Annotated in this window: 11 protein-coding genes; 9 read left to right on the forward strand and 2 right to left on the reverse strand. The window is 57.5% G+C overall.

The annotated features are described in order from the left end of the window. Nucleotides 1-84: 84 nt before the first annotated feature. Nucleotides 85-993 (reverse strand): LysR family transcriptional regulator, encoded by a 909-nt coding sequence (locus BIND_RS16580; RefSeq protein WP_012386175.1) that lies wholly within the window; start codon nt 991-993, stop codon nt 85-87. Between the two features lie 412 nt (nt 994-1,405). Between BIND_RS16580 and BIND_RS16585 the strand changes: the two genes are divergently transcribed. The 9 genes from BIND_RS16585 to BIND_RS21690 all read left to right on the forward strand — a co-directional run bounded on the left by BIND_RS16585 (nt 1,406) and on the right by BIND_RS21690 (nt 12,058). After that, nucleotides 1,406-3,067, forward strand: coding sequence for an electron transfer flavoprotein-ubiquinone oxidoreductase (locus BIND_RS16585; protein ID WP_041778969.1), 1,662 nt, complete (start codon nt 1,406-1,408; stop codon nt 3,065-3,067). A 111-nt stretch (nt 3,068-3,178) separates the two neighbouring features. After that, on the forward strand, nt 3,179-5,452 hold the full coding sequence (locus tag BIND_RS16590) for a 3-hydroxyacyl-CoA dehydrogenase/enoyl-CoA hydratase family protein (RefSeq protein ID WP_012386177.1): 2,274 nt from the start codon (nt 3,179-3,181) through the stop codon (nt 5,450-5,452). A gap of 80 nt (nt 5,453-5,532) precedes the next feature. Beyond that, complete coding sequence (locus BIND_RS16595) at nt 5,533-7,302, forward strand: acyl-CoA dehydrogenase C-terminal domain-containing protein (protein ID WP_012386178.1); 1,770 nt, start codon at nt 5,533-5,535, stop codon at nt 7,300-7,302. A gap of 87 nt (nt 7,303-7,389) precedes the next feature. Further along, on the forward strand, nt 7,390-8,136 hold the full coding sequence (locus BIND_RS16600; RefSeq protein WP_041778970.1) for an electron transfer flavoprotein subunit beta/FixA family protein: 747 nt from the start codon (nt 7,390-7,392) through the stop codon (nt 8,134-8,136). Nucleotides 8,137-8,212: 76 nt separating this feature from the next. Continuing rightward, a complete protein-coding gene (locus BIND_RS16605; RefSeq protein ID WP_012386180.1) occupies nt 8,213-9,148 on the forward strand; it encodes an electron transfer flavoprotein subunit alpha/FixB family protein in 936 nt (311 codons plus the stop codon). 334 nt (nt 9,149-9,482) lie between these two features. After that, a complete protein-coding gene (locus BIND_RS16610) occupies nt 9,483-10,160 on the forward strand; it encodes a CoA transferase subunit A (RefSeq protein WP_012386181.1) in 678 nt (225 codons plus the stop codon). 13 nt (nt 10,161-10,173) lie between these two features. Continuing rightward, nucleotides 10,174-10,830 carry a 3-oxoacid CoA-transferase subunit B gene (locus tag BIND_RS16615; protein WP_012386182.1) on the forward strand — a complete coding sequence of 219 codons (657 nt, stop codon included), beginning with the start codon at nt 10,174-10,176 and terminating at the stop codon, nt 10,828-10,830. 130 nt (nt 10,831-10,960) lie between these two features. Beyond that, the gene (locus BIND_RS16620; protein ID WP_012386183.1) at nt 10,961-11,770 is read left to right on the forward strand and encodes an enoyl-CoA hydratase/isomerase family protein; all 810 of its coding nucleotides are present in this window, start codon (nt 10,961-10,963) and stop codon (nt 11,768-11,770) included. A gap of 96 nt (nt 11,771-11,866) precedes the next feature. Continuing rightward, nucleotides 11,867-12,058 carry a hypothetical protein gene (locus BIND_RS21690; protein WP_158304400.1) on the forward strand — a complete coding sequence of 64 codons (192 nt, stop codon included), beginning with the start codon at nt 11,867-11,869 and terminating at the stop codon, nt 12,056-12,058. A gap of 546 nt (nt 12,059-12,604) precedes the next feature. Here the strand turns inward: BIND_RS21690 and BIND_RS16630 are convergent. After that, nucleotides 12,605-13,939: an FAD/NAD(P)-binding protein gene (locus tag BIND_RS16630; RefSeq protein WP_041778191.1), complete on the reverse strand. Its 1,335-nt coding sequence runs from the start codon at nt 13,937-13,939 to the stop codon at nt 12,605-12,607. Nucleotides 13,940-13,986: the final 47 nt, after the last annotated feature.

A 13,986-nucleotide genomic window follows, 5' to 3' on the forward strand; every position in this document is an offset into this window, starting at 1 on the left:
CAGCTTCCGTTGCACAGGCCGCGATAATTTAGGATTTCACAGCGCTGTGACGGAGCCATTCCCGCGAGAAAATGTTATCTCCGATCAGTCTATGTCTTTTTCGTCATACACTGGCCCAGGAACCAGCTTGTGGGCTTCATCGGTAATCCAATCCACCACCACGCGTGTGCGCGGCGGCAAGGTCCGATAGGCGGGATAAGTCATGTAAAAATGAATGGGCTCGATCGGCATATCCGGCAACAGGCGGATAAGACGTCCACTTCTGACATCCTCATCGACCTGGAACCAGGGAAACAGGCTGATCCCCATGCCATTGCGCACCGCCTCGAACTGCGCAATGCTGCTATTGGTCCGAAAGGAGCCGGATACACGCACGAGACTGCCGCCGACATTCCAAACCTGCCGTGTCGCGCCATAACTGAACAGAACGCATTCATGATGCTGCAATGCGGAAGCATCTTCCGGCGCGCCGTGTTTGGCGAGATAGGCGGGTGATGCCACGAGTGAACGCGGCACATCGCCGAGATGGCGGGCGACGACCGAGGATTCAGTGACCTCGCCGATCTTTAAGGCAAGATCGAAACCGTCCTCGATCAGATTGATGAATCCATCGCCGAGCACAAGGTCGATATGGAGACCCGGATAGCGTTCGTTGAATTGCGCAAGGCCTCGGATCAGATATTGGCCGAAGGCATTGGTCGAGGCGACACGGACGCGACCCTTTGGCTCGGCGCTATGGCGGCCAAGAGCGTTTTCCGCGGCCTCGAACTCCTGCAGAATGCGCCGGGCATAAACGAGAAAGCTCTGGCCGGCATCGGTCAGGACGATTTTGCGCGTCGAGCGATGGAACAGGAGGATCTTGAAATGATCCTCGAGCGTCCCAATCCGACGCCCGATCGTTGCCTGGCTCACCATATTTTCCCGGGCGACGATCGAAAAGGAGCCGCATTCCGCGACACGGACGAAACAATGAAGATCTTCGACGAGTGGCATGATTTCGACGTTTTATGAAAAAATGGCTTTCAGGTGTAGGGGGTAGTCTCAAACAAGGAACAGAGATAGCGTCCAGCCGCGACCAATAAAATCGATAAGCTTCCCTGGAAACGCACCATGCCGGCCCCTCCTTATCGCAAGCATCCATTTCCCCCTGTTTTTGCACAGATGCGGGATTGCTCGCCGTTTTACTTCATCCAAAATGCGATCACGACAGCCATTTGCCGCCGCCTCGAAATCACATTCGAGCCAATACCCGCCAAGCTGAAGTAAACCCACCCTTTCAGGGGATCTTCTTTCTTTCAAAACTTGGACATATGCTCGACCCCAACCCTGGACGCTATTCGTCCTATTATCGTCATTGAATGAAAAGGAACAAGCAGTGACGGAAGAGCAAACGCCTCGCGAGACGATGGAATTTGATGTCGTCATCGTGGGAGCCGGGCCAGCGGGGCTCGCGGCGGCGATTCATCTCAAGCAACTCGCAACGAAAACAGGCAAGGATCTTTCCGTTCTCGTCGTCGAAAAAGGCAGTGAGGTCGGGGCGCATATTCTCTCCGGCGTCGTCGTCGATCCGCATGGCCTCGACACTTTACTGCCGGAATGGCGGCAGGACGAAGACCGCCCTCTGCGTACACAAGTCACCGAAGACACATTCGTGTTTCTGACCGAGACGAAAGCGCAGGCCCTGCCCATGGCTCTGCTGCCAAAGCTCATGGGCAATCATGGCAATTTCATTGGCTCGCTCGGCGATGTCACGCGTTATCTCGCTGCCAAGGCCGAGGCGCTCGGCGTCGATATCTATCCAGGCTTTGCCGCCACCGAGATTCTCTATGACGAGGCCGGCACTGTGGTCGGCGTTGCGACCGGCGATATGGGTATCGCCAAGGACGGCACGCAGCGTTCCGACTATACCCGAGGCGTCGAATTACGGGCGCGCTATACTTTATTTGCCGAAGGCGCACGCGGCTCGCTGAGCAAGCAAATCATCGCCCGTTTCCAGCTCGACAAGGATCGCGAGCCACAGAAATATGGCATCGGATTCAAGGAATTATGGGAAATACAGCCGGAAAAATTTCATGCCGGCCGCGTCCAGCACAGCCTCGGCTGGCCGCTTGATCGCGAGACCGGCGGCGGCTCCTTCCTCTATCATTTCGGGGAAAATCTCGTCTCCATCGGCTTCGTGGTGCATCTCAATTACACCAATCCGACCCTGTTTCCATTCGGAGAATTCCAGAAATTCAAGTCACATCCCGCTATTCGCACGGTGCTCGAAGGGGGCAAGCGCCTTTCCTATGGCGCACGCGCTTTGACCGAGGGCGGCTGGCAATCCGTCCCCAAGCTCACCTTTCCAGGCGGCGCCTTGATCGGTTGCGCGGCAGGCTTCATCAATGTGCCGCGCATCAAGGGATCGCATAATGCCATTCTCTCCGGCATACAGGCGGCGCAAGCGATCATCGATATTTGGGATACACAAGCCTCCGCGCCCATCGCCCCCGAATTGACGGCCTATGAGCAAGGCTGGCGAACCTCGGCCATCGGGGCCGATCTCTATCCCGTGCGCAATATGAAACCGCTCTGGTCGCGCTATGGCACACCACTCGGCATCATGCTCGGCGGACTGGATCTGTGGACCAATGTCCTGTTCAACAAATCCCTGTTCGGTACGCTGCCGCATGGCAAGCCGGATTATGCCTGTCTGAAGCCACTGTCGCAGGTCAAGCCATTGACCTATCCCAAGCCAGACGGCGTCATCACTTTCGATCGTCTATCGTCCGTCTTCGTCTCGAACACTCATCATGCCGAGGATCAGCCCAGTCATTTGCAGCTGAAGGATCCAAGCATTCCGATCACGGACAATCTGCCTCTCTACGGCGAGCCGGCGCGGCTCTACTGCCCGGCGGCGGTCTATGAAGTCGTCTATGCCGACGAAGAGAACAAAAAAGATCCGCGTTTCGTCATCAATGCGCAGAACTGCGTTCATTGCAAAACCTGCGACATCAAGGACCCGGCGCAGAACATCAATTGGGTGCCCCCCGAAGGCGGCGGCGGGCCGAATTATCCAAATATGTAAATCATATCAAGGGGCGCTGTTTGCGGCCTTTGGTTTCTTTTCCGAATTTTCGAGCAAAACCCGCGCGGCGCTCGAAAATTCCGCTCATCCCAGCAACGAGGATCAAGTCAGATGTCGACGATTGCTTTCAGGAAGGGTGCCGTCATCGGCGCGGGCACCATGGGCTCTGGAATCGCCGCGCATCTTGCCAATGCGGGGCTTGAAGTGGTTCTCCTCGATCTCGATGCCGAGGTCGCCAGTGCCGCTATCGGCCGGCAATTGAAGGCCGGCGGCTTTATGTTGCCTGATTTCGCCAAGCGCATCAAAACGGGAAGCACAAAGACCGATCTTGGCCTTCTCGCCGATGCCGACTGGATCATTGAGGCAGTTGCCGAACGGCTCGATATTAAACATGCCCTGTTCAATGCGATCGATCAGGTGCGCAAGCCCGAATCCATCGTCAGTTCCAATACTTCTACCCTCCCCTTGCATCAATTGGTCGAGGGCCTGTCCCCGGCGCTCGCCAGCCGCTTCTTGATCGCACATTTCTTCAATCCACCGCGTCAGATGCGGCTCCTCGAACTGGTGAGCGGTCCCAAAACCGCGCCCGAGGTGACGGCCGCGATCCGCCAGTTCTGCGATGTCAATCTTGGCAAGGGTGTCGTGTCTTGCAAGGATACGCCCGGCTTCATCGGCAATCGCATCGGCTGTTATTGGCTCGCCGCCGGTCTCAACGAGGCGATCAAGCTTGGTCTTGATGTGGAAGCCGCCGATTTCGTCATGGGCAAGCCTTTCGGCTTTCCGAAAACCGGCATTTTCGGGCTCTATGATCTCATCGGCAATGATCTGATGCCGGCTTTGATCCGCTCCTTGCAATCGAGCCTGCCCGCCACGGATCCGGTTCATGCCTATGCGGCGGAACCAGAGCTTCTCGCCGGGATGCTCAAGAAAGGCCTCACCGGCCGTAAGGGCGGCGGCGGCTTTTACAAACTCTCCGCCGATCGCAAAACGAAGGAAGTCATCGATCTTTCGACCGGCGACTACCGGGCCCAGAAAGGTGTCGAGGCCGAGGTGCAGGAAGCCGCCAAGGGGGATGGCCGCGCCCTGCTCTCCTATGCCGGCCCGGCCGGATTGTATGCCAAAGCGGTGCTGATCCGTACACTCTCCTATGCGGCGGCTTTGGTGCCGGAAATTGCCGACCGGCCCGACGAAGTCGATGAGGCGATGCGCATCGGCTATGGCTGGAAATATGGCCCGTTCGAATTGATCGACCGGATCGGCGCTTCCTGGCTCGCCGATCAGCTGAAGGAGGAAGGCACACCTGTGCCGCCGCTGCTTGCTGGCGCAACCTCCGGCCAAGGCTTCTACCGCGTCGAAAAGGGCGAGAAGGAATCCTTGACCGAGGCGCCCTCCGGCCCGGCCTATAGCCCGATTCCCGTGCCGGAAGGCGTCATTTCCCTGGCCGCGCTGAAACTCAAGGCGAAGCCCGTCACGCAGAGCGAGGCGGCGAGCCTATGGGATCTTGGCGATGGCATTGGCCTCTTCGAATTCCACACCAAGATGAATGTCTTCACGCAAGGCCTGCTCGAAGCGGTCGGCGCCATGGTCGTGGAGGCACCGAAGCATTTTTCTGGTGTGGTCATCGGCAATGAAGGCCCAGCCTTCAGCGCTGGTGCCGATCTCTCCGCCATTCTCGCTTTGTCGGAAAAAGGCGATGGCGCGGCGATCGAATCGTTCATCCGCACCGGCCTCGCCTCGTTCAATGCTGTGAAATATGCCCCCTTCCCGATCGTCGCGGCACAATTCGGCGCAGCACTCGGTGGCGGCTGCGAAATCGGCCTGCATGCCCATGCGATCGCCGCCCATGCCGAGGCGACGATCGGCCTCGTCGAGGTCCGCGTCGGCCTCATTCCGGGCTGGGCGGGCATTATCGAATTGCTGATCCGTCTCCTGGAACAAGGCTTGGCTGCGGACGTTGCGGTGGCGGAAACCCTGGAGCGCGTTCTGGGAGCCGCCTCCTCGGCTGGCGCCTATGATGCGCAGGCGCGCGGCCTATTGCGCCCCACCGACAAGGTCACCATGAACCGGGACCGCCTCATCGCCGATGCCAAGGCCATCGCGCTTTCCCAAAAAGCAGCGTTCAAACCCTTCACGCCGCCGACCTTCACTTTGCCGGCGGCCTCCCTGCTCGAAGACAGACTCACAGCGCTCGGCGACAAACTCGCTCCCCATGACAAGGAAATCGGCAAGGTGCTTGTCGGCGTCCTGTCGGGTTCCGGTGCGCCCATCAGCGAGCAGGAGCTCAATGAGCGCATCACCAAGGCTTTTGTGGCGCTTGCCCTGACGCAGCCCTCGCGCGACCGGATCGCCCAAATGATCAAGACCGGCAAACCTTTGCGTAACTAAACGGAAGACCGGCGCCGCATCCTTCGAGGAAGCGGCGCCGTCAGTTCAATTCCATCCGACATCAGCCACAAGAGAGAGAAATGCCCGATTATCAAGCGCCCGTCGATGACATGGTCTATCTCCTGAAAGAGGTCTTCAAGGCGGACGAAGTGTTTGCGCAATTGCCCGAATATAGCGAGATCAATGTGGATCTCGCCCGCACGGTCCTTGAGGAAGCCGGACGGCTTTGCGCCAATGTGCTGCGCCCGATCAATCTCAGCGGCGATATCGAGGGCTGCCACCTGGAAAATGGCGTCGTGCGCACGCCAAAGGGATTCAAGGAGGCCTATAAGGCCTATGTGGATGGCGCATGGCCTGGCCTTTCGGCCACGCCGGAATTCGGCGGCCAGGGCCTGCCGCGCACCCTTCAAATCCTTGTCGATGAAATGCTGTCGGGCTCGAATCTCTCCTTTGGCCTCATCCCCGGATTGAGCCGTGGCGCCGCCGAGACCATCGAAGCCCATGCGACGCAGGAGCTGAAAGAGAAATATCTGCCCAAGATGATCGAGGGCATCTGGACCGGCGCCATGGCTCTCACGGAAGCGCAGGCCGGTTCCGATCTCGGCCTTTTGAAAGCCACCGCCACGCCACGCGAGGATGGATCCTATACGGTCTCGGGATCGAAAATTTTCATTTCGTCCGGCGATCAGGACCTTTCGGAAAATGTCATCCATCTGGTGCTGGCCCGCCTGCCCGGAGCGCCCGCTGGATCGCGCGGCATCAGCCTGTTCCTCTGCCCGAAATTTCTCGTCAACGAGGATGGTTCGCTTGGCAGCCGCAATAATGTGAATGTCGGCTCGCTGGAGCATAAAATGGGCATTCACGCGCAGCCGACCTGCGTGATGAACTATGACGACAGCCAGGGCTGGCTGGTCGGCGAACCCAATCGCGGCCTCAACGCCATGTTCACCATGATGAATGCCGAACGTCTGTTCGTCGGCGTCCAGGGTCTTGGCCTTGCCGAGGCCTCCTACCAGACCGCTGCCTCTTACGCCAAGGAACGCAAGCAGGGCCGCACGCCTGGCGGTAAGGACACGACCTCGATCATCGAACATCCCGATGTGCGCAAAATGCTGCTCACCATTTTGAGCTTCGTCGAAGCGGCGCGCGCGCTCACCGTTTTCACCGCGCTCGAAATGGATAAGGAAAAGGCGCATCAGGACGAGGCGACACGCAAGACGGCCTCTGGCCTCATCGCTTTGCTCACACCGGTCGTCAAGGCAGCCTTTACCGATTTTGGTTTCGAGGCAACGGTCCTTGGCCAGCAGGTTCTGGGCGGCCACGGCTATATTCGCGAATGGGGCCAGGAACAATTCGTGCGCGATGCCCGTATCGCCATGATTTATGAGGGGACCAACGGCATTCAGGCGCAAGATCTTGTCGTGCGCAAGCTCATCCTCGATGATGGCGCGCCGGTCAGCACCTTCTTCGCCCTGATCTCCCAGACCCTCTCGGAAAGCGCGAGCCAGCCGGGCGCTGCCGCGATCGCCGCGAAGCTCGGCGCGGCGCTGGAACTTCTGCAAAACGTGACCAAGAAGCTGCAAAAGGGCGATTTCGCCAATGCCACCGACCAGAATGCCGCTGCGACCGATTATCTGCGGCTCTTCGCGCTGGTGACCTTCGGCTGGTTCTGGCTGCGCATGGCCCTGGTGACGCTCGCCAAGGGTGATGGAGCCGACGCGCGCGATAAACGCAAACTGACCCTTGCGGAATTTTTCACAACCCGCATCCTGCCGCAGACCGCCTCGCTCGCCGAACAGATCGAGGCTGGCTCCAAAACCTTGCTGGCTCTTGAAGCCGACGCGTTCTGAACCCTTTAAACCGGGCCATGCGTTTCTCTCCTCTCGTGATTTCTCCGAGGCTTTGAGAGAGCCATGGCCCAAAATTGAGATTCGATGATGAAAATACTCGTTCCCATCAAACAGGTGATTGATGCCAATGTCCGACCGCGCGTGAAGGCAGACGGCACCGGCGTTGACCTGAGCAATGTCAAATTGTCCATCAATCCTTTCTGTGAAATCGCCGTCGAGGAAGCGCTTCGCCTGAAGGAAAAGGGCAAGGCGAGCGAAATCGTCATCGTCTCGATCGGCCCGGCCAAGGCGCAGGAAGCTGTGCGCTCCGCCTATTCGATGGGTGCCGATCGCGGCATTTTCGTCGAGACGGATCAACGCGTCGAACCGCTCGCTGTGGCCAAATTGCTCAAGGCGATCATCGACCAGGAACAACCGAGCCTTGTCATCCTTGGCAAGCAGGCGATCGACGATGATTCCAACCAGACCGGCCAAATGCTCGCGGGCCTCACCAACTGGCCACAGGCGACTTTCGCATCCAAGGTCGAAGTCGACGCCGGCAAGGTCGATGTCACGCGCGAAGTGGACGGCGGCCTCCAGACCCTGTCCCTCACCTTGCCCGCCATTGTGACGACGGATCTGCGCCTCAATAATCCGCGCTATCCGACCTTGCCGAATATTATGAAGGCCAAGAAAAAGGCGATCGATGTCAAAAAGCCTGAGGATTTTGGTGTCGATATCACGCCGCGCCTGAAAGTTCTCAAGGTCACCGAGCCGCCGGCACGCAAGCCTGGCATCAAGGTCGCCTCGGCCGAGGATCTAGTGAAGGATCTCAAATCCGTCGGCGCGCTCTGATTTTTGAGCCTGTCAGTCTTGCGCCCTCTTATCCCGCGCGGCGACAGGCATCTGAAAAAGTTTTTCGAGGTCTTCCATGACAAGTCTTGTGATCGCAGATCATGATAATGCCACGCTCGGCAGCGCCACGGCACGGGCACTTACAGCCGCCCTCGCGCTTGGCTCCGACGTGTATGTGCTGGTTGCCGGTTTCAACGCCAAACCCGCCGCCGAGGCAGCCGCCAAGCTCGAAGGTGTCAAAAAGGTTCTGTTCGCCGATGATGCGTCCCTTGACCATCAGCGCGCCGAGCCTGTTGCCGCGCTCGTCATCGCGCTCGCCAAGGATTATGATGCCATTCTGGCGCCGGCGACATCCTCCGGCAAAAACATCCTGCCCCGTGTCGCCGCGCTGCTCGATGTGATGCAGCTTTCAGACATTACCAAAGTGGTCTCGCCGGATACATTCGAGCGGCCGATCTATGCTGGCAATGCGATCGAAACCGTGCAGAGCCTGGACGCCAAAAAAGTCATCACCGTGCGCGGTGCGGCTTTCACCGCTGCCCAAGAGGGAACCGCCAGCGCTCCGATCGAGACCATCGCCCCCGTCGCTGGGGTTTTTGGCTCAACCTTTGTCGGAGAAACTCTGTCAAAGAGCGAAAGGCCGGAATTGACCTCGGCGCGCATCGTCGTCTCCGGCGGTCGCGCCTTGGGCTCTGCGGAAAAATTCAACGAAGTGTTGCTGCCGCTTGCCGACAAGCTGCATGCCGCCGTTGGCGCTTCCCGCGCCGCGGTCGATGCCGGCTATGCGCCGAATGACTTCCAGGTGGGCCAGACCGGCAAGATCGTGGCGCCGGAACTCTATATTGCCATCGGCCTTTCGGGCGCGATCCAGCATCTGGCCGGCATGAAAGATTCCAAAGTGATCGTCGCGATCAACAAGGATGAAGAAGCGCCGATCATCCAGATCGCCGATTATGCGCTCGTCGGCGATCTCTTCAAGATCATCCCCGAACTCGAAAAGGCACTCGGCTAAAACCGAACCTTTCGTGACGCGGCAAGCGAAGGAAAAGAGCAGTATCTCCCCCGGCCCACCGGGCGGAGATACTGCTCCGTTCATACTGTTCTAGAAAACTGAAAGCCCATCGGTTTATACCAAAGGTCGTAAAGAACGACCTTTGGTTCCTTTTTTGAATTTTCGCTTTTTCAAAGCGATAGCGAAAATTCAAAAGCGGTCCAACGGTCATTGATTATGACCGTTGGTATTATCTCTAAAGTCATATCCAAATTTGTATCCGATGCACAAAAATTTCCGATAAGAACAATCTGCAATCAAAACTTCGTGCTCACTACAGGAAACGGCCCTTGCAATGAAACACCCCGTCACACCCGCAGAAGCGGTCGCCCAGATACCGGACGGCGCCAGTCTGATGATTGGCGGATTTATGGGATGTGGCGTTCCTTATACATTGATCGAAGCGATCATTGCGGCCGGCAAAAAAAACCTGACGATCATTTCCAATGATAATGATCGCGTCAATCAGGGAATCGGCCGGCTGATCCATGAAGGCTGCGTGAGCCATGTCATCACCTCGCATATCGGCCTCAACCCAGAAACCCAAAAAGGCATGATCGACGGAACCATCCAGGTCGATCTCGTGCCGCAGGGAACGCTTGCGGAACAGATCCGCTCCGCCGGCCATGGGCTTGGCGGCGTCCTCACCAAGACAGCTCTCGGCACGATTGCCGCCAAAGCCGGAGAAACCGTGCATTTGAACGGCGAGGATTGGCTTTATATGCCGCCGTTGAAAGCGGATTTCGCCGTGATCCATGCCGATCAGGCCGATCACATCGGCAATCTCTCCTATCGCCTTACTGCGCAGAATTTCAGCCCTTTGATGGCACTCGCTGCCGATCATGTCATCTGCGAAGTCAGGGAATTCGTGCCTGTTGGGATCATTCCCCCCGATCTCGTGAAAACACCGGGAATCGTCGTCGATACACTTGTGCCGGCCATCACCAATAAGCCAATCAAGCCAGCGCAATAAGGGGAGCAGCAGCATGGGCCATCAACAGATCATTCAAGAGCGCACCGCCCTGGAACTGCGGCCGCATACACTCGTCAATCTCGGCATCGGCCTGCCGACTGGCGTTGCCTATTATGTCAAACCAGACAGCGGCATTCTGTTTCAATCGGAAAACGGCCTCATCGGCATGGGCGCGCGCGCCCATGCCGGCACCGAGAATCCCTATCTGACCGATGCCGGCGGCTTCTGCATCACCGCTGTGCCGGGCGCCATGTCCTTCGACAGCGCCTTGTCCTTCGGTCTCATTCGCCGGCACGTCGATACATGCGTTCTTGGCGGTCTTGAAGTGGACGAGACCGGCCGCCTTGCCAATTGGATGGTGCCCGGCAAACTCGTGCCCGGCATGGGCGGTGCCATGGATCTCGTGGCCAATGCCAATCGCATCATTATCGCCATGCAGCACACTGCCAAGGGCGAGCCAAAGATCGTTCCCAAATGCACCTTGCCCTTGACGGCGGATCGGCGCGTGGATCTGATCGTGACCGATCTCGCGGTGATCGAGCCAACCGAGGCAGGGCTCGTGCTGCGCGAACGCGCGCCGGGCGTGAGTGTCGAGGATATTATCGCCAATACATCGGCAAAACTAATTGTTGAAGGCGATATCCCGGAAATGCCGATTACAGCCTACTAATTCCAATCATCAGGAACGATGCCTGTTGGAACATTCTCGAATTTTCGCTATGTTTTGAAAAGCGAAAATTCGAGAACGGAATCAAAAGTCGCGTTGCGCGACTTTTGATATACAGGAACAGCCCCATAGAATGAGCAGCTCCGACCTTTCCGGTACAGCACCCATCCTGATCAAGGAAGGGCCTCGTGTAACCCTGCGCCTCAATCGGCCGGCTTTTCACAATCGCCTCGAACGCGATGATGTCCTGCTCATCCCCAAGCTGATCGACAAGATCGAAGCCGACACGTCCAACCGCGTGCTGATCTTGACCGGTACCGGCCGCACCTTTTCCTCCGGCTACGACATGCAGGCCATGGGGAAAGCGGAAAAGCCGGGGCACGAGTCAGACAATGAAGCGCGTGGTGAATTGGTTTTCGGTAATCTCTGCGACCGTGTCGAAAAAATCCGGATCCCGACGATCTGTGCCTTGAACGGCTCGGTCTATGGTGGCGCCACTGATCTCGCGCTCGCCTGTGATTTTCGCATTGGTATCGATGGCATGAAACTGATCATGCCGGCGGCGAAACTCGGCATTCATTTCTATTATTCAGGCCAGCGCCGCTATGTCAGCCGGCTCGGCCTTGCCGCCGCCAAACGCCTGTTTCTGACAGCGCAACCGATAGAAACCAAAGACCTTTTGCACATCGGCTATCTGGACGAAATTGCCACTCCAGAGACCTTCGCCACTCGTGTCGAGGCCCTTGCCACGCTGCTCGCCGAGAATGCGCCCCAGGCCGTGCAAGGCATGAAGCAGAGCCTCAACCGCATCGCAAGAGGCGAAGACTGCCAGGACGAAACCGACACCGCCTTCGCCGCGAGTTTCAAGGCACACGAATTTGCCGAAGGCATGCGCGCCTGGGGCGAAAAACGCAAACCCGCCTTCAAAGATCCCCTGCCCTGAAAATTGCGACCACGCTGCTATCGCCTGCCTAATAGGGATAATAACCATAGGGATAGGGATAGGGATAATAGTAGCGATAATGATAGCGGCGATAATATGGATGCCAATATCCATAGTGGTGATAACGACGATAATGGTGATAGTAGCGATAGTGATGGTAGTGATGGTAGCGCCGCCAGTATCCGTGATGCCAATGATGATAGTGCCGATGATGATAGTAGTGATGGTGGCGGTGGTGGTGATGATGATGGTAATGATGGTAATATCGGGCCGGCTGCACCAAATTAGGCAAGGGAACAGGCGTTGCGCCAACTGCAGGTAAGAGCGCCGTAGCATTTGGAATGGGGCCGGGCCGCTCAGCATAAGGCTGGACCCGTAAAACATCGCTTACGTTCTGCGGCATTGCCTGAACAGTGCCCGAAACCACGAGTACAGTGAACACGCTGACCAAGCTTACGATTGTCTTATTCATTTTTGCCTCCAGGCTGGATCGCCGTCGACAAAACAAACCTTTTTGATTGCCATCAAGGCTCACCGGCCCGACAGGCGTATGTACCCATCTAAACAATTCATAAGCAGGGAGCGAAGTTCCTCTGTCTAACCCCAACCATCTCGACAATCGAAGGCATTACACCAAAGGTCGCGGATAGCGACCTTTGGTGTCAGATCGGAAACATTCAGGAACTTGATCTCCTGGTGACGTTAGCCGATGAGGTTCGATCCTATTGCGTAAATCACCCATTTGACGACAAGACAATAAAATAGGCGCGCCTGGGATGAAAAGCGCACGCCGGCTTCAAAGAGCTTCCTCTGAAATCCACCGCATCCAAAAAGCTATCGCACCCGTTCCGCAAGATGCGCGGCGAGATCCGCCGCCTGTTGCCGGATTTCGGGGATAGCGATGGACTCGAACAAGGTTCCTAGCCGCGCCGGACCGAGCGTAAACAAAGTGTCGGAAATTCTTCCTTCTCGACCGTAAACGGCACCACTGCCATCAATTTTCAGCCCATTGCCCAGGGGACCCGCAATAATCATACCTTGCTCGAGCAAGCCGTTCAGCAAGGAGGAAGCGACACGGCGATAATTGAGATCGGAGCCGGTGCAATTGATCACACGGGCGGCCGGCAGGTTTTGTGTCGATGCGCCCTTCTTGATGACAACCTCACCGCGGCCATTGCTCAGCGAGATGCCATGCACGTGGCCATGGCACACGAGCAGTGTTCCGTCAGCGCGCTCGGCCTCAATGATATCAGCGATCGAGGGCGCCATGCGGTGGCGGACGATATCCCAACGCCGCTGAAGATGACGGCGAAAGCGCTTCTGCTCGATCAAGGGCAAAGCCAGCCACAAAGCATTCGTCCTGGCCCGCAAACTGTCAACGACCGAGCGCCACGGCAGACCGCTGCGAAGCGCCCGCCGAAAAGCTCGGAAATAGGCCAAGGCACTGGCGGGGACCTCGTCCGGCAGGGCGCAATGATCGAGCTTCTCATAGGTCTCATGACGATTGGGGAAGAGCCCATGACGGGAGATGGTCGTTATCACGGCACGATGCCCCAGCTCACGGAGCCGCAGCACGACGTCCACAGCCGTGAGGCCTGTACCGATCAAAGCAATCGGCTCATCAGGATCAAGCCCTTCGAATGTCGCTCTATCCCAGGCATTATGGTGATAAAATCCTGAATTTTTAGCGATCTCATCCATAGCGGGCAAAGGCGCGGGATCGAAATTGCCCGTCGCGAGAATGACAAGATCAGCCGCAAGCACTTGCCCATTGCCAAGCACAAGAGAACCACCAACGGGAGCTGGTTTGTAATGGTGCACCTGTGCCCGCAAATGTTCAGCCGAGGACAGCGCATAAAGCGATTGAAGATAATGTCCAAAGACAATACGCGGCGCGAAGGTCATCGCCGTTGCTTGGGGATTATGGTTTGCACACAGCCAGTTCAGGAAGTGCTCCGGCTGGTCCGGCAAGGCGCTCATGCCACCGGCGGTGACATTCAGCAAATGTCGCGAACTCGGCGTCGAATAAGCAAGCCCGAGCGCCGGTGTCGGAGAAGGATCGATGACAATGACGCGTGCACCAATGGCTTTCTGCGTCAGCTGATAGGCAAGGAGGGCACCACTCGCACCGCCTCCAACGATGGCGATCCTTTTTTCATGCGACATCATCTGGTCCGCTGTTCCCCATGATCAGGATCGCAAGACTGTCTCACTTC

Origin of the sequence: Beijerinckia indica subsp. indica ATCC 9039 (assembly GCF_000019845.1) — a bacterium.
Lineage (GTDB): Bacteria > Pseudomonadota > Alphaproteobacteria > Rhizobiales > Beijerinckiaceae > Beijerinckia > Beijerinckia indica.